General features: G+C 35.0%; 15 protein-coding genes. 10 read left to right on the top strand and 5 right to left on the bottom strand.

Features of this window, described 5'->3' with window-relative positions:
• Positions 1 to 34 precede the first annotated feature (34 nt).
• Complete coding sequence (locus B9Y84_RS05710; RefSeq protein ID WP_085516144.1) at positions 35 to 583, bottom strand: 2'-5' RNA ligase family protein; 549 nt, start codon at positions 581 to 583, stop codon at positions 35 to 37.
• 67 nt (positions 584 to 650) lie between these two features.
• Between B9Y84_RS05710 and B9Y84_RS05715 the strand changes: the two genes are divergently transcribed.
• From B9Y84_RS05715 to purE, 5 genes are all read left to right on the top strand, one after another.
• Positions 651 to 2,234, top strand: a complete 1,584-nt coding sequence (locus tag B9Y84_RS05715; protein WP_085516145.1) for a hypothetical protein — start codon at positions 651 to 653, stop codon at positions 2,232 to 2,234.
• A complete protein-coding gene (locus tag B9Y84_RS05720; RefSeq protein WP_085516146.1) occupies positions 2,231 to 3,673 on the top strand; it encodes a DUF5723 family protein in 1,443 nt (480 codons plus the stop codon). Before B9Y84_RS05715 ends, B9Y84_RS05720 begins: the two co-directional genes overlap by 4 nt.
• Before the next feature lie 74 nt (positions 3,674 to 3,747).
• Positions 3,748 to 4,356 (top strand): SiaB family protein kinase, encoded by a 609-nt coding sequence (locus tag B9Y84_RS05725; protein WP_085516147.1) that lies wholly within the window; start codon positions 3,748 to 3,750, stop codon positions 4,354 to 4,356.
• A gap of 132 nt (positions 4,357 to 4,488) precedes the next feature.
• The gene (locus B9Y84_RS05730; protein WP_085516148.1) at positions 4,489 to 5,625 is read left to right on the top strand and encodes a 5-(carboxyamino)imidazole ribonucleotide synthase; all 1,137 of its coding nucleotides are present in this window, start codon (positions 4,489 to 4,491) and stop codon (positions 5,623 to 5,625) included.
• Complete coding sequence (gene purE / locus B9Y84_RS05735) at positions 5,622 to 6,143, top strand: 5-(carboxyamino)imidazole ribonucleotide mutase (RefSeq protein ID WP_085516149.1); 522 nt, start codon at positions 5,622 to 5,624, stop codon at positions 6,141 to 6,143. The genes B9Y84_RS05730 and purE overlap by 4 nt, the downstream gene beginning before the upstream one ends.
• On the opposite strand, the gene B9Y84_RS05740 is transcribed toward purE, so the two are convergent.
• Positions 6,144 to 8,237: a tetratricopeptide repeat protein gene (locus B9Y84_RS05740; protein ID WP_139827953.1), complete on the bottom strand. Its 2,094-nt coding sequence runs from the start codon at positions 8,235 to 8,237 to the stop codon at positions 6,144 to 6,146.
• 105 nt (positions 8,238 to 8,342) lie between these two features.
• Between B9Y84_RS05740 and B9Y84_RS05745 the strand changes: the two genes are divergently transcribed.
• On the top strand, positions 8,343 to 8,933 hold the full coding sequence (locus B9Y84_RS05745) for a hypothetical protein (protein ID WP_085516151.1): 591 nt from the start codon (positions 8,343 to 8,345) through the stop codon (positions 8,931 to 8,933).
• Positions 8,934 to 9,009: 76 nt separating this feature from the next.
• Positions 9,010 to 10,233 (top strand): glycosyltransferase family 4 protein, encoded by a 1,224-nt coding sequence (locus B9Y84_RS05750; RefSeq protein ID WP_085516152.1) that lies wholly within the window; start codon positions 9,010 to 9,012, stop codon positions 10,231 to 10,233.
• Here B9Y84_RS05750 and B9Y84_RS05755 read toward each other — a convergent pair whose 3' ends face one another.
• Together B9Y84_RS05755 and B9Y84_RS05760 are read right to left on the bottom strand one after the other, a co-directional pair.
• On the bottom strand, positions 10,234 to 11,463 hold the full coding sequence (locus tag B9Y84_RS05755; RefSeq protein ID WP_085516153.1) for a M28 family metallopeptidase: 1,230 nt from the start codon (positions 11,461 to 11,463) through the stop codon (positions 10,234 to 10,236).
• Positions 11,464 to 12,660 carry a J domain-containing protein gene (locus B9Y84_RS05760; protein ID WP_085516154.1) on the bottom strand — a complete coding sequence of 399 codons (1,197 nt, stop codon included), beginning with the start codon at positions 12,658 to 12,660 and terminating at the stop codon, positions 11,464 to 11,466.
• Positions 12,661 to 12,741: 81 nt separating this feature from the next.
• Here B9Y84_RS05760 and B9Y84_RS05765 point away from each other — a divergent pair, with 81 nt between their 5' ends.
• Positions 12,742 to 13,413: a DUF2461 domain-containing protein gene (locus B9Y84_RS05765; protein ID WP_085516155.1), complete on the top strand. Its 672-nt coding sequence runs from the start codon at positions 12,742 to 12,744 to the stop codon at positions 13,411 to 13,413.
• Between the two features lie 56 nt (positions 13,414 to 13,469).
• Here B9Y84_RS05765 and B9Y84_RS05770 read toward each other — a convergent pair whose 3' ends face one another.
• Positions 13,470 to 14,228, bottom strand: coding sequence for a bacteriorhodopsin-like (locus B9Y84_RS05770; protein WP_085516156.1), 759 nt, complete (start codon positions 14,226 to 14,228; stop codon positions 13,470 to 13,472).
• 239 nt (positions 14,229 to 14,467) lie between these two features.
• On the opposite strand from B9Y84_RS05770, the gene B9Y84_RS05775 reads away from it, so the two are divergent.
• Positions 14,468 to 15,103: a deoxynucleoside kinase gene (locus tag B9Y84_RS05775; RefSeq protein WP_085516490.1), complete on the top strand. Its 636-nt coding sequence runs from the start codon at positions 14,468 to 14,470 to the stop codon at positions 15,101 to 15,103.
• A 77-nt stretch (positions 15,104 to 15,180) separates the two neighbouring features.
• Positions 15,181 to 16,389 (top strand): NAD(P)-dependent oxidoreductase, encoded by a 1,209-nt coding sequence (locus B9Y84_RS05780; protein WP_085516157.1) that lies wholly within the window; start codon positions 15,181 to 15,183, stop codon positions 16,387 to 16,389.
• The last annotated feature ends 8 nt before the right edge of the window (positions 16,390 to 16,397 follow it).

Here is a 16,397-nt window from a genome sequence, read left to right on the forward strand (position 1 = left end):
ACTAAAGTAATAAAGCGGAATATAATCTCCAATTTTAGAGACCCTCTAATTTTAATTCTTTAAAAATATCCCATGATTTTCCATTATGTTTAAATATTACGACAGAACGGGCAGTAAAAACTTCTCTGAATTCTCTGTTTTTTACTTCATCCCAAATATTATAGAAAGTCTGTTTTTTCAGATCACGAAATGCAACAGTTATATGAGGATTGAATCCGTTATTCTTGTGTGTACCATTGAAAACCTGAAACCCTTTCATAAAACGCTCCACTGATTCCTGGAGAGCATTCAAAGCAGTATTCTCTTGCACATTTATGTAAATTACACGGGGTTCAAAATTGCCAAAATCATCTAGTTGTACATCGAATGCTTTTTGATTTCTCAAATATGCCATCAAATCCTTCAAAAAATCTTCTTGTCGCTTAATCGGTAAATTAAAGGGCATTTGTAGTGTAATATGTGCTTTTGACCGAAATGCGCCTTGGATTCCATATTTTTGACGAAGCTCCTCTTTTATCCTATGAATCTCCTGTTCAAGCAGATGAGGAGGGCAAATACCGATAAAAAAAGAAGACTTCTCCATATATTTTAAGTTCTATATATTATAGTTATCGTTCAATTTTAAGTAGATTTGTACAAAATTAATTAATATGAAGCGAATTTCCGGAAAATCAATTTTCTATTTAGCTTTTATGGTAGTAATATCATTTGGGGGTTGCTATTCGGAATTGTCTGATATAAAATTTGAAAACTTGAAGTGGAGTCCAGAATTAGGAGTTCCGTTGGTAGATTCCAAATTTACTCTAATTGAGCTCTTGGAAGCTAATGCCGATGATATTGATTACACTACAGATTCCAACAATACAATTGTTTTATCCATCTCAGATGATAGTTTGTTCAGTCAATCCGCTTCAGATTATTACTCATTAAGCGATCAAGCTTTAGATGTTCCTCCAATATTTTTGACACAAGATGAAATTGAGGAGTTTAATTCTACAGGTCAAGTTACTGTTTCAAGAGATATATTGGTAGATTATCCTAATCAAGGCAATTTAGATGAGATTATCATAGATCAAGGTAGAGTTGAGACTCAAGTGGAAGAGAATTTTCCAGCTATAGTAGACTTGTCCTTTTCCCTAGAAGATCCAAGCAATACAGCCTTCCTAGACTACAATAATGAGTTTAACTATAGTGCTGGGAACGATCCTGTTTCGACTGATGAGTATGCTGATCAAATTAACAATATTGGCTTCAGATTTGATGGTGATCCACGTCTACGGCAAATTATGTTTTCATTTCAGATTTCATTAACTAAAGTAGATCAAAACTTGGTGTTTGGTGGAAATAGTATTGATTTGGAAGTTGGATTTCAGGATTTAGAATTTGAAGGGCTTTACGGTGATCTAAGTTCTCAAGATATCAGCACTGAAACTAATACGATTAGAACTGACTTTCTTAATGATAATGAGCTGATAAATGATATTGATTATTATTTTGAGAATCCTCAGTTTCGAATGATTTTTACTAATTCGATGGGAGTGCCTATTCGTTTTGATGTAAATAATTTCACTACCTATAAGAATGGGCAACAAACTGAACAACCTATCAATAATTCCATTGAATTAGAATCAGCCTTGGAAGGCTCAGCGACACGAACAGAAACTAATTTTGATGCTAATTTTAAGAACATCATCAACAATACTCCAGATTCCGTTTCCTTGCAAATAGATGGGGTACTGGATCCCGAAGATGTCTCTAATAATTATGTCACTAAAGATTCTGAGATAAGGGTAGGGTATGAAATCAATCTCCCATTAGAATTTAGTTTAAGTGGTTTAGAAATTAATGAAACGGTTTCTCTGGAAGGAATTGATCCGCAAGAGTTGCAGTATGCTTTATTTAAATTCACATCAGAAAATTCATTACCCATTGATTTAAATTTCAGAGCTGATTTATTGGATGAAGATAGCGCTTTAGTAATGAATTTATTTGATGGTAAGTTCTTGGCAGGCGGAACAGAAAGCCAGCCAGCAACTATTTCAGATATTATTAGATTGGAGGATAATCCAGATACAAATTCTAATGAATTAGATGAGCTGAAAGGGGTTACTAGAATTGGTATAAGAGCAACTGTTTCAACTACCAATAATGGAAGCAGTGTGGTGAGAATTACTTCGGATGCTTCGGTGCAATTCAATTTAGCGGTGCAAGCAAAATATAACGTGAATTTATGATAGAGAAGAGTATAAGAAAATTTGTTTTCGGTATCATACTTATCATTTCCTTTTTAGGTAACGAAGGATTATTGGCGCAATCAGATATGATTTCATATGGGCTAAACAAGACATTACCTCAGGCCAATAATTTGAATCCAGCGATTTTGCCAGATTATAAATTTTCATTTGGGCTTCCAGGCTTATCTGGTTTTCATATTAATACAGCTCAGAATTTTACAAACTTAGAGCTGCTCAGCTCGAAAGATGAAAATGGAAATATCAATACCGGCAGGATTATAGACAACCTTCGAAGAAATAATAGAATTAGTTCCAATAGTTCTATAAATATATTGCACTTGGGAATTCGTGGTGCTACTAGTTACACCGCATTTAGTGTCACTAACAGAATCAATGCTAGAATAAGCTTCCCAAGGGAATTCATTCAATTTATCGCCCTCGGAAACGCATCTGATCAACTAGAGGATGGGCTCCTTGATATGGGAAGATTTTCAACAAAAACAACTGCGTATACGGAAGTTGGGCTATCGCACGGGCGGGAAATTCTTAATGGAAAAATGACAGTTGGAGTTCGTGTCAAGTATTTGATAGGGCATGCTTATGCAGATATCAAATCATTTGATGCGCGACTGCAGACTTTCGGTAATGCAGACTTTCGAGGTGATTCACTCGCAATGAATGTCAATGAATTTGATATTAGAAGTGCTGGAATAGCAGGAGCATTATTCGATGAAGATTTTCAGGATGAGGATATTCGGAAGTCGGTGCTATCTAATCGGGGTTTTGGGCTAGATTTGGGAGCAACTTATGAATTTAGTAAAAAGATCAAATTTTTTGCAAGTGTGAATGACTTAGGTTTTATACGTTGGAATCAACAATATGCAAATCAACAAACTATTCCAGCTTTCCAATATGAATTTAGTGGAGTGGATGTTGTAGAACTGATAAATGGTGAAGATCTTTCAGTAATTAATGATTTTGATAGTGTTATCAACAATTTGGAAATAGCAGAGACTACCGGAGAAGCATTCTCCACTTCTTTAATAGGAAGATTGTATGCAGGAGCATCGTACCAATTAACAAGAAGACAAGCTGCTTCGGCTATTTTATATTCTGAGTTTTACAGAGGCGCCTTAATTCCTGCTTTAACAGGTATGTACAATTTTCAAGCAGGAACTTTCTTTAATTTTGCTTTTTCAGCAACCATGATGAATGGCAGAGTCAATAATTTTGGCACTGGGCTCACTTTAAACCTGATGCCATTCCAAATTGTATTGGCAACTAACGATTTATTATCCCTTGTCAACCCTATGAAAGCACGGGCTGTTGACTTTAGATTTGGAATAAATCATACTTTTGGTAATGTCGGAAATGCTAAATCAAGAGCTAAAAAGGATAGTAAGAATACAATTGAGACAATTGATTTAGGAATTGACTGATTTTTCAAAAAAAATCCCCTAATTTGGAAGAAATTAGAAACGTATTTTATAGAGATAAAAAAATCTAATTATTGATGATAGATAACATAAATGAAAATAAGATGGATTTAAATGTAAATTTCATCAAATCAGTACTAAGTCTGTTTTCTGAAATGCAGGGAAATGGAATATCACTAGTCTATTTGGGAGAATTCAATCACGAGATAACAAAAATGTTTACCTCCATGGCGGAATCCGATATGGAGCGTAAAAAGGAAGATAGATACGTAAAGAAGAGAGTATATCATGTAATGGTAGAAACTCTTCAGAACATGAACAAACATTCCGATGAGATTACGGATGCTCAAATTGGGAATGGTTTATTTGTGATCGGTAATAAAGAAGATATCTATTATGTTATTACTAGCAATAAAGTGGCAAGAGATAAAGTTGATGATTTAAGATCTGCTATTGATGAGGTTAATGCTGCGACTGCTGATGAATTAAAGCAGATGTACATGCAGCAGATTAAACACGGAAAGCTTTCCGACAAAGGGGGAGCGGGTCTTGGTTTAATCGATATTGCTAGAAAAACCGGTGAGAAGCTAGTATACAAGTTTTTACCGATTGATGAAGAGTTTGACTTATTCATCTTGAAAGTGGAAATCAATGCTGATAAAATTAAAGATGTAAAAAGTAAGTAATTTCTGTTTTAAGTAATTTATTGAAGCCTTTTCAGAAACGAAAAGGCTTTTTTTATGACCATCAATATTGAATTCCCATAATTCTCGTCCAATAAATAGTATATTTGCCTATTGTTTAATTAAGTTTTACTCATGAGTTTTAATACAGATTTAGTAGTTGGAGTTTTAGGAGGAGGTCAACTTGGGAGAATGTTGTTGCAAAGTGCGATCAATATCAACGTTGACCTAAAGATGATGGATCCTGACCCAAATGCTCCTTGTTCCACATTAGTTTCTGATTTCAAGGTTGGTGATTTGGAGGATTATGATGCGGTTTACGAATTTGGTAAACAATGTGATATATTGACAATCGAAATCGAGAAGGTAAATATTGATGCAATGAAAAAGCTTCAATCTGAAGGGGTGAAGGTTTTTCCGCAGCCTGAAATCATTGAAATGATTCAGGACAAGAGAGTTCAAAAGCAATTTTACAAAGATAATAATATACCAACTGCCGAATTTGTATTAACAGATACTAGAGTTGATCTAGAGAAGTTGATCAGTAAATTTCCTGCAGTTCATAAGATCGGAAAAGGAGGATATGATGGCAGGGGAGTCCAAGTTATAAAATCCAAAGAGGATATAGAAAAGGGTTTTGATGCTCCCGCCTTGTTAGAAGATTTTGTTCCTTTTAAAAAGGAATTGGCTGTAATAGTGAGCAGAAATGAGGAGGGAGAAGTAAGCTCTTTCCCGGTGGTAGAAATGGTTTTTCATCCAGAACATAATTTGGTAGAGTACCTGCTTTCCCCTGCAATTATTGATAAATCGGAGGAGGAAAAAGCGAAACAAGTTGCAACAGATATTATCAAGAAACTTGAGCTTGTAGGAATATTAGCAGTTGAAATGTTTCTTACAAAAGACAATGAAATTTTGGTAAATGAAATAGCGCCACGTCCGCATAATAGTGGTCACCAGAGTATTGAAGGTAATTTTGTTTCGCAGTATGATCAACATTTGAGAGCCATTTTGAATCTTCCTTTAGGAGATACGAGGACCAAAATTAGTTCGGCAATGGTAAATATTTTAGGCGAAGATGGTTTCACAGGTGATGCGAAATATGAAGGAATGGATGAGGTGATGAAAATTTCTGGTGCCTCCGTTCATTTGTATGGGAAAAAACTAACAAAACCTTTCAGGAAAATGGGGCACGTCACCATTACTGATCCTAGTTTAACCTCATTAAAAAAGAAAATTGAGGTAGTTAAGTCCACTTTAAAAGTAAAAGCATGAGTAAGGGTAAGATCGCAATCATAATGGGTAGTCAGTCTGATTTAAGAGTGATGAGTGAGGCAGCTAAGGTTCTAGAAGAGCTAGAAGTTCAATTCGAATTATCAATAGTTTCAGCCCATAGAACTCCTGAGAGAATGATGGACTTTGCCAAATCAGCAAGAAAAAATGGTTTCCATGCTATTATCGCAGGGGCTGGAGGAGCAGCGCATCTTCCAGGTATGGTAGCAGCTTATACTACTCTTCCAGTTATAGGCGTGCCTGTAAAGTCAAGCAACTCAATAGATGGCTGGGACTCAGTTTTATCAATTCTACAAATGCCTAGTGGGGTTCCAGTTGCCACGGTGGCATTAGACGGAGCAAAAAATGCGGGGATCTTAGCAGCACAAATTATTGCTAATTTTGACGATGATGCAGCAAAAAAATTAGACAATTATAAAAGTGAAATGCGTGAGAAGGTTTTGAAATCAGCGGAAGTAGTCGAAACTAATGGGTGGAAGTCTGGCAAAGTGGGATTCTGATTATTCTTCTAGGAAAGGGAAGTATAAAGTGAATTCGCTGTACTTCCCTAGTTCAGTTTGCAAATCAATTTTACCCTCGAGTCGATCCATTAAAGTTTTGACAATTGCTAAGCCTAAACCATTCGAACTTTCCCCTCCTGTGGGTTTAGCGGTTAACTTTTTAAATTTTTTGAACAAATTATTCTTATCTTCTTCTGTAAACCCTGGTCCAAAATCTTTTACACTAATCCAGAAATTATTTTTATTAACCCCTGCTCTTAAGATGACTTCTGATTCTAGATACGAAAATTTGATAGCATTTGATACTAAATTTTCAAGTATTCTATTTACATAGTTCAGGTCCGTTCTGACCAAAAGGTTAGGCTCACATTCAATTTTACATTCAATCTGCTTATTTGTTAATTCAATGACAAAATTGGAGGCAGTGTTCTCCAACAGCTGTTTAAGCTCAATTCTCTCAGATTTCAACTCTTCTTTTTCAGTTGCCATTGAATTCACGTCCAATAAATCGTTGATTAGGTAAGCACCATGTTTTGCATTATTTCTAATCATAGACACATACTGATTTTGCTCTTCTCTTAAACCTGATAATCGCAATAGCTCTGTTAGACCTGTGATTCTGTGAAAGGGTGCCTTCATATCGTGAGCAACTAAGCTCAACAAAGAATCTTTTTCGTTATTCAAATCATCTAACTCTTTGTTTCTAATTAGGAGCTCATCATTTTGACCTTTAATTTCTTTGTTCTGAAGTGTGATCTTCTCTTGTTGATCTTGAATCTTATTATTTTTGAGCTGTAATATTTTATTGTGTTTCCTTCTTCTATTTGCTGTTATCCAGATGATCACCAATAGTATGAAAGCAAGCAAGATAGTGGCTGTAAGCGCGATATTGAATGCTTTTTGTTTCTGTATTACTTGCTTGTAAGTATCTTCATTTTGTTTCAAGAGGTTATTTTCTTTTTCCTTAGCTTCAAGTAATAATCTACCCTCCAGCCTTTCAATCTCACGTGCTGCATTTACATTTTCAGTTTTTTCTTTTAAAACGGAGTACATTTTGAAGTAATCAAAGGCCTCTTGAACATTAGCTTGTTTTTCAAATATCTTAGATAGGTATAGATAAGCATCACGTTCGAAAGTGACATCATTATTACTCGCTAGATCATTTACCTTCAAGAAATAGTTTCGTGCTTGATCATACTCATTCCGGTAAAAGTGAATCTCACCTAGTAAAGAGTAGATCTGAATAATTAGATTAACATTTTTTGCCTGAGAAGCAAAACCTAGAGCCTCATTAGCATTCGTCAAGGCAATTTTCAATTGACCTCTTTTTGCGTTCATACTCGCAATAGATAATTTTATAATTGCTAAATTTGCCTCGTCATTAATCTTAGCGGCAACTTCATAAGCTTCAGTGAAATATTTAAGGCTATTATTATAGTTTTCCATCTGGCCATAAATATCAGCTATTTCTAAGTAGATAGAGATAATACCAGAGGGGTCGTCAAATGATTGCCGTATTTCGGCGGTTTTTAAAGACATTTCTAGGGCTTTTTGTAAATTATCCTGCGATTGATAAAGCTCAGCCAAGCTTTTATAGCCGTAGCTTATAGAAACATCGTCTCCGATTCCTTTGAATATCTCTAAGGCTTTGAAAAAGTTATCGTAGGCTGCCACATAGTTTCCTTGATTAAAATATAGACGACCTATATTATTAAGTGAATAACCGTATTGCAAGGAATCGCCATAAATCAAAGCGGAATCTTTTGCTTGCTGATAGTAATCAAAGGCGATGATATTTTCACCTCCATAGAAATGTCCAACCCCTTTGAAGTTTAATGATTTAACGACTTTTTCATTCAACTCAACACTTTCTGAAGCTATTTCAATTGCTTTTTGACTAAAAATAACCGTGCTGTCGGGAAATGATTTTCGATACTCCCAAGCCAGTTGATTATAGGTGTCAATTTTTTCTGAAGGTCCTGCACCTTCTAGCGTATTTTTTAAACTGTCAATCACTGCTTGGTTTTGCCCCTTTAAACTATAGGGTAGCGCAGTAATTATGAAAAAAAATATGACAGAATTTTTGAATTTCACTTTAAACAATTGTTTATGCAATTTAATGTATTTCCGCTGTATTTTTACAAATTCGTGTTACCTTATTAGTAAATTTAATTTAAATATTGTCAAGAAGTAATTAATATGTCATCTCATCATATTATAAGGGACGAGCAAGAGCCTCCGGTGCTCGTTTTTCAACTACATCAGAATTGGGGGCAATTGTCAGAGTTATTGGGTTGGTCTCCTATAGTGCTGGTTAAACCTGAGTTGGCAGATTTTTTTCATTCTAAGCAAACTAAGATTGATGGTTATTTGCTGAAAGAGGAATTATATACTGATACCCAGTATAATGACTTTGTGTACTCAGATCAACAATTAACAAACGCTTTACTAATTTGGATCAGAAGTAAGAAATATACAGCAGTTAACATTTTTTGCGATCATAAATTGATGTTGGAGCTGTTTCATGATCTAAAAGGTGAACAATTAGCTGTTCCTCTGATTTTCTTTACTGAATCAGGTAAGTGTATTTTGAAGTCAGCTTCAAATTTTAAGAAATGGTACCCTTCTCAATTTAGAATTGAAATTCTAAGTGAAGGTGTTAGAGATTTCAGAAACCTGAGAAAAGAAGGAGATATTTATAGTGTAGAAAAGGAAGGCTTTGTATATGTCGAAGTTGAAAGCGACTTGTTATTGATAAATGAGAAAGATGTTGAGTCTTGTGATTTGTAAGATTATTCGACTGGGTTAGAATTTTCTCATGACTTTATTGTTGATATTATTGGAAAGCAAGTACTTTAGCAGTTGAATGAAAATCCTTTACATCCATCAGTATTTTAAGACTCCAGATGAGGGCGGTGCAAATCGTTCTTATTTCATGGTTCAGGCTCTAAAAGCGCAAGGACATGAGGTAGAAATGCTAACTGCGCATAATGAAAAAGGTCGCATCTCTAAAAGTGTTGACGGAGTAAAAGTGCACTATTTACCTGTACTTTATGAAAATCATTTTGGTTTTTTCAGAAGAATAAGAGCCTTTCTTCTCTTTATAGTTCTTTGCAAAAGCTTCATTGTTAAGCGAAATAATTTTGATAAAATAATTGCAACAAGTACGCCTCTCACGGTTGGGTTTATTGCCTTATGGGCAAATAAAAGATTCCAAATTCCGTACGTTTTCGAAGTGCGTGATTTATGGCCAGAGGCTCCCATCCAAATGGGGGCAATTAAAAATCCGCTATTAAAAAGCTGGCTCAAACAACAAGAGTTGAAATTTTATAAGAATGCAGAAAGAGTGATTGCATTATCTCCAGGAATGCGAAATCATATTGAAAAAAGAGCACCTGAAGTAAAAGTAGAACTTATTCCAAATGTTGCGGATTGTGAATTCTTTGAGAGGGTGGAAAAAAAAGATGAAGATTTAGTGTTGCAGTATGGTGTTAAGAATAAATTTGTCGTTAGTTACTTCGGTGCTGTGGGTCCTGTTAATGATTTAATGAGCCTAATTAAATGTGCTGAATTAAGCGCAGATTTGCCAATCCGCTTTTTGATTATGGGAGAAGGGGCAAGTTTGGGAGGCATAAAAGAATATGTTGCAAAAAATCAGTTGAAAAATATCTTCTTTATTCCTTATGGAACAAAACAAGAAGTACGAAATGTGATGAATGTAACAGATGCGTGTTATGTATCTTTTTTACATAAGCCGATTCTCCGAACCAATTCACCTAATAAGTTTTTTGACGCCATTGCCTCAGGTAAATTAATTATTACCAATATACAAGGATGGATCCGAGGGTTGGTAGAAAAACGGCATATCGGATTTTTTGCTGATTCTGATTTTCCAGCTGAATTTGGAGAGAAAATTAAGCCATTTATTGAGTCAACTGAGCTATTGCAGAAGTATCAAAGAGCCTCTAGAAGTACAGCAGAGCAATTTTTCAGCAGAAAGGAGCTAAGTCATCATTTTGTACAGGCGATTGAGGGTAAAAATTACCAACATGAGGCTGAAATACGATCGATTTTTAGTCTTAGCGCTTGATTAATACTGCTCAAGACTTTCAATGATTAAGTCATGCAATCCGTCAAAAGCTTCGAGGCTTAAATCTGCTCCATTGTCATAAATATCGTGATAGGCTTTCTTACCACCCAAGGTATAAATAAATACAGCTGGAACACCAATTTGATCGAATAGACAATGGTCACTATTGCATGCTTCTCCTCTTGCTTTTATTTGGACTGTTCTCTCATTGTTTAGATTTTTGAGTAAGTCAAAATAGCGTTGATGTTTAATGGCATTTACTACAGTAATTCCTTCATCCCCGGTGCCAACCATATCTAGATTAATTAGCATCTTTACCTTACTTAGATCTAGTACTGGATTTTCTAAGAAAAAGTAACTTCCTAATAAGCCCACTTCCTCAGCTGTTGTAAAGAGAAAGTAAGTATCGAAGGGCGGTTTATTTTCGCCATAGTACTTTGCTAAAGCGAGGAGCATTGCTACTCCCGAAGCATTATCATTTGCACCTCGAAAGATTGCATTACCCATTTGTCCTAAATGGTCATAATGAGCCGAAAGCATTATCACAGAATCACTTCTTTCGCCCTCTACCTTACCGATTATATTGGAAGATTCAAAATCCGATACAAATTCAGATTCAGTTTTGGCAGCAACTAGTGCATTCTTGAATAGTTGATCTTTCACATATAAAACAGTGTTTTCAGATTGCTTTGAGGATGGAAACCAACTCCATTTACTACTGTCCTGAATAATTAATAAATTCTCTTTGGTCGTGGATTCAAATAAAAATGATTGTATTAGTTCCTCTATAGCCTTTGTGTTGTGCTTATTTTTTTCAGTATAAAAAATCTGATTTTTAGCTTTTTTAGGGAATTCAAAATCAGCTGAGATCTTTTGGATTTGCCCTTGAATATCTGTCGGTGCTGAGGCTGAGTGGAAGAGAAAGTCTTTTCCAGCAGCAAAAATTTTTACCGTCTTTTGATTTGTAATAGAAAATTGAACGCTTCCTGGAAATGTGTTAACGGAATAAGAAAGCTTTTGCTTGAATCCATTGCTGCCATTAGCCTTCACTTGGAAGCGCTTGAGTTCTTTAATGATAAAGTCTGCTGCCTTCTCCTGCCCATTTTCAGTGAATCCTCTTCCTGCTAGTGAATCTGAAGTTAATACTTCAATGTGGTGTTGGGCTAGATTGTGTTGACTTGAACAAATCGAGATATTCAGGAGGAAAAAAAGAATAAAAAGTGGGCGCATTTAATTACAGCTTAATTCGAAATTCAATTGAAGGCGAATATCCATCTTTTCTGCCTTTTTTAAAATAGTACAGGCTGCCTTTTTATTACCTAGTTTATAATAGCATTCTATTAGATATTGATAACCTATTCGTTTTTCAGGATTGAAAAAAATAACCCATTCAAGGAGTTTTGATGCTTCGATATAATTGGCATTCTTGAAATAAATATCAGCCGAATTGAAGTAGATAGACTTATAGCTTTCGGGGGTTCTTTCGGCAGAAACCAATAGTCTATAGGCATTGCCATAGATACTTTTAAATTCTGCGAGAATACTGTTTAATCCCATTTGATAATATTGCATGGCTACCTCCTGATCTTTTAATTCTTTCTTATATATTTCTGCAATGAGGGCAATCATTCTCATGCGTTTGTAGTCATTATTCATCAGACTATTGAGAATGTAAACAGCTTTGTGAGGATTATTCAGATTTCTGTAGCAAACAGCCAATCTGTACTGCATGTCTGGATTTTGGCTTTGACTATATTCCATAAAAAACAAATATCCCCATAATGCATCTTGAAATGCTTTATTTTTATAGTCAATGTCCGCTTGTTCCCGGCGGAATCGTAGATAATCTATTTCATATCGCTTAATGGCTTGGTATTCTTTGTTTGATGATTTTATGTTATCAATAAAATTTAAAGCTGCTTGGACTTTTCCAGAATAGTAAAGACTATCAGCATACTGAACTTGTTGATCGAATTGGCTAATTTTATTTTCCAATTTTCTTTCTTGAAAGTAATCTAGCAAGGATACGCCAACATACAATAGGATAGCTACTGCGGCTACAATTCCTACTGCATAAAAAGTAGCTTTTCTTTCCGCGCCTGCATCTGCAGCAGGTTTATAGACTGGTGGTTTATAAGTATAATTCCGATAAGGGTCTCGATATGCGTTTTGTTTTTGTTCCTGTGCACGAATGCTGGCTCTTTTCGCGTTTAAACGTATTTGCGCTAATTTTAGATCATATTTCTGCCTTGATTCAGTTTTGCTTAAAACTGCGTATGCTGTCGAAATTTGTTTGAATTTTTCTTCCGCAGCGGCAGATGAATTAATATCAGGATGATATGCTTTTGCTAATCTTTTGTAAGCAGACTTTATCTCTGACAAAGTAGCCATCTCACTTAATCCTAATATTTGATAATAATTTTCCATTGAAGAGAAAATAGTTTAACAATCTTTAAACAAACATAACAATTATTTATTGCTATTTTAGTTCCAATTAAAAGAGAAACTATGGCGTATTTTAGTAATGACTTCAAGAATTTTTTTGAAGAGCTAGAAAAGAATAATCATAAAGAGTGGTTTGATGAGAATAGGAAAAGATATGAGAAAGAAATTAAGAACCCTTTCAAGTCTTTTGTAGACGACTTAATTTTGGCTATTCAGAAATTTGATCCGGAAATTATGATTAAGCCAAAAGATGCCATTTTCCGCATCAATAGGGATGTGCGTTTCTCGAAAAATAAGCAACCCTACAAAAATAATGTTGCCGCTTTTATCTCAAGAGTTTCTAAGAAAGAGCAATTTCCAGGATACTATGTACACTTAGATAAGGAAGGGATTTGGTTAGGAGGGGGCCTTTACGATCTTTCAACAGAAAACATTTATAAAGTAAGACAAGAAATTCTATATAATGAATCAGGCTTAGAAAAGGCTTTGAGCATTAACGGGTTTGAAAAAGAATTTGGAGCAATTCAAGGAAAGAGAAATAAGATATTAAAACCGCCCTTCAAAGAATTCGGAGAGAGTATTCCCATTCTATTTCAAAAGCAGTTTTATTTTATGAAACAGTATCCTAATAGCAAAATAAATTCTGATCAATTGGTGGAGTTTTGTGCTGAGAAATTTCAAAAAGCGTATCCAGTAAATCAGTATTTGCGGTTAGCAATAGATCATGTAGAATAAAAAAAGGGAACCTCATTGAGGTTCCCTTTTCAACTAATTGTAACTAAAAAATTGAATTAGGCTGATGCTTTAGCTCTTTTAGTTTCGCTCATTGCAATACCATAAACTACTAAACCGAATCCGATTTTGTTGATGGCATCACCAATATTGTAAATTAAATCTAGACTTGATGGTTGTAATAATCCTAAACCGTCTTGTCCAAGCCATCCACCAGGCATTGCCATGTAACCAATTGGATAAATTGCCCAACCTACTAATACAAACCACGCTAATGCTTTGATACCTTTCTGAACTGCTTCGTTACCACTAGCTTTTGCTAATTGTGCTGCTTCTCCTGCCCATGCAGAATACAAAATGTAAACATAACCTACAGTAGAAATAACTCCCCAAAGAACTGAATGGAACATTGTACCGTCAGTGAAGGCTTCACCAATATAACCTGCAACTAGCATAACAACTGAAGCGAAGATTAACTTCCACATAAAACTTTGTTTTGCGCCTGCTGGTCTTAGCAATAAATAAAATTCCACACACATCAACGGAACTGTTAGAGTCCAATCAATATAACGTAGAACAGTTGGGTTCATTCCTGTTGCTGCGTAGTAATCGCGCATGTAATAGTAATGAACTGCCGCAATCATGGTAATTAAACCTGATACTAAAAGTGAAGTTTTCCACTTACCATCAACTTGTTGTCTTTCGAAAAAGAAGAAGACAGAAGCTGCGAACATTGCCATGTAGCCCGTAAAGAACGTAAATGCTACTGGATCGTCTGCTTTGATGTCCATGACATCTGCTAGAAATAGTGTTTCCATAGTGTTTAAAAATTAGTTATAAATGCTAAACACGATAACCTCTAAAAGGTTTTAATAACCGTATAATGTTTAAGAAAAAGTTTTATATGTTTAACAAAAATTCTTAAATACTCGAAAAAGTTAAACAAATATTTGGTTTTCAGTTAATTAGGGTATAAAATTTATTACAAGATAATCTGAGAAAATATACCCTTTAAAAAGCTTATATTTTTTACTTTTGTGATCAGATGGAAAACAGCATGGATCAATTAAAACATATCGCTATAGCCGGAAATATTGGTGCCGGTAAAACTACATTAGCTAATAAATTATCACATCATTACGGATGGAATACAGAATTTGAAGCGGTTGAGGATAATCCTTATTTAGTTGATTTTTATGATGATATGAAGAAATGGGCTTTTCATTTACAAGTTTATTTTTTAAATAGTCGATTGAAGCAGGTCAAAAGAATAAGGGAAAGCGAACATACTGTAGTTCAAGATCGATCCATCTACGAGGATTGTTATGTTTTTGCTAAAAATTTACATGAATCAGGTAATATGTCTGATCGAGATTATGCTAATTATTTAGAATTATTTGATTCTATGTCCTCTGTTATCACACCTCCAGATTTACTCATTTATTTACGAGCAGATATTCCGAAGTTAGTAGGTCAGATTGAAAAGAGAGGTAGAAATTATGAAGAGACAATCAGGATTGATTATTTGAAAAATTTGAATAAGCATTATGAGGCATGGGTGAAGCAATATGATATTGGAAAATTGGTAATTATTGATGTAAACCAGCTAGATTACCTGAATCATGTTGAAGATTTTGCTTTAATCGTGAGTAAAATCGATACTGAAGTTCATGGTCTTTTTTCTAATCAATAAGCTTCTAAATTAATGTTGCCTCCACTATTTTTAATACCTTTAGGACTTAATGGAAGTGTAGTCATTACATTTATTTTATGTTGAAAATAGGAATTATCAGAGAGGACAAGGTACCCGTTGATATGCGCTCCCCCTTAACCCCAGCGCAATGTCAAAAAGTGGCTACAGATTTTAATGTGGAAGTTAAAGTTCAAAAAAGTGATGTAAGGGTCTTCAAAACCGAAGAATTCTCCCAACATCTTATCCAAACGGTGGACGATATTAGCAATGCTGATATTTTGTTTGGCGTAAAAGAAGTCCCTGTTGACAAGTTGATCTCAGAAAAAACTTACTTCTTCTTTTCTCATACCATTAAGGAGCAAGAGTATAATAGAGAGTTGCTTCAGGCGATTATTAGAAAGAAAATCCGATTAGTAGACTATGAATGTTTAATTGATCCTGAAACAAGTCAGAGGATTGTAGCTTTTGGGCGTTTTGCTGGAATAGTTGGGGCATACAATACGATTTGGACCTTTGGTCAACGGTATAACTTGTTCAATATCAGAAGAGCACATGAATGCTATGATTTAGCTGATATGAAAACAGAATTTGCAAAAGTTGAATTACCAGCTATCAAAATTGCTATAACAGGTGGCGGAAGAGTAGCAAAAGGGGCTATGGAGGTGATGTATGGAATGGATATCTTGCAAGTTTCACCTCATGAGTTCTTAAATGAAAGATTTGATAGGCCTGTTTTTACACAACTGAGTAGTCATACCTATCATAAGAAAAAAGACGGGAGTCAATTTAATAGAAGTGAATTCTATGAGAATCCTGGCCTTTATCAGGGTGATTTCTTGAAGTATACCAAAGTTGCCGATGTTTTAATTGCAGGAGCTTTCTGGGATCCAAGAGCTCCAGTTCTTTTTACGAAAGATGATGCTATGAGTCCAGAATTTAAAACGAGAATTATTGGTGATATTACTTGTGATATTGAAGGCTCAATTCCGAGTACTAAAAAGCCTGCTACAGTTCACGAGCCAGTTTATGACTATGATCCCACTACTGATAGCATTCAGCCAGAATTTAGTGAAGAAAGTAATATTACTGTCATGGCAGTAGATAATTTACCTTGCGAGCTTCCTAGGGATGCTTCTGAAAGCTTCGGTAATGAGCTAATCAGTAATGTATTGCCCCATTTATTAGGTGATGACAAGGAGGATGTAATTAAAAATGCCACCATTGCCGAAAATGGAAGTCTAACGGAAAAATTTAGTTACTTGCAAGGATATTTGGAAGGAGAGTAGAAGCTAGT

The organism is Marivirga sericea (genome assembly GCF_900177665.1).
Taxonomy (GTDB): Bacteria; Bacteroidota; Bacteroidia; order Cytophagales; family Cyclobacteriaceae; genus Marivirga; species Marivirga sericea.

Coding starts and splice junctions, on each gene's coding strand:
- B9Y84_RS05710 (WP_085516144.1), bottom strand. CDS start 583: ATGGAGAAGTCTTCTTTTTTTATCGGTATTTGCCCTCCTCATCTGCTT.
- B9Y84_RS05715 (WP_085516145.1), top strand. CDS start 651: ATGAAGCGAATTTCCGGAAAATCAATTTTCTATTTAGCTTTTATGGTA.
- B9Y84_RS05720 (WP_085516146.1), top strand. CDS start 2,231: ATGATAGAGAAGAGTATAAGAAAATTTGTTTTCGGTATCATACTTATC.
- B9Y84_RS05725 (WP_085516147.1), top strand. CDS start 3,748: ATGATAGATAACATAAATGAAAATAAGATGGATTTAAATGTAAATTTC.
- B9Y84_RS05730 (WP_085516148.1), top strand. CDS start 4,489: ATGAGTTTTAATACAGATTTAGTAGTTGGAGTTTTAGGAGGAGGTCAA.
- purE (WP_085516149.1), top strand. CDS start 5,622: ATGAGTAAGGGTAAGATCGCAATCATAATGGGTAGTCAGTCTGATTTA.
- B9Y84_RS05745 (WP_085516151.1), top strand. CDS start 8,343: ATGTCATCTCATCATATTATAAGGGACGAGCAAGAGCCTCCGGTGCTC.
- B9Y84_RS05750 (WP_085516152.1), top strand. CDS start 9,010: ATGAAAATCCTTTACATCCATCAGTATTTTAAGACTCCAGATGAGGGC.
- B9Y84_RS05755 (WP_085516153.1), bottom strand. CDS start 11,463: ATGCGCCCACTTTTTATTCTTTTTTTCCTCCTGAATATCTCGATTTGT.
- B9Y84_RS05760 (WP_085516154.1), bottom strand. CDS start 12,660: ATGGAAAATTATTATCAAATATTAGGATTAAGTGAGATGGCTACTTTG.
- B9Y84_RS05765 (WP_085516155.1), top strand. CDS start 12,742: ATGGCGTATTTTAGTAATGACTTCAAGAATTTTTTTGAAGAGCTAGAA.
- B9Y84_RS05770 (WP_085516156.1), bottom strand. CDS start 14,228: ATGGAAACACTATTTCTAGCAGATGTCATGGACATCAAAGCAGACGAT.
- B9Y84_RS05775 (WP_085516490.1), top strand. CDS start 14,468: ATGGATCAATTAAAACATATCGCTATAGCCGGAAATATTGGTGCCGGT.
- B9Y84_RS05780 (WP_085516157.1), top strand. CDS start 15,181: ATGTTGAAAATAGGAATTATCAGAGAGGACAAGGTACCCGTTGATATG.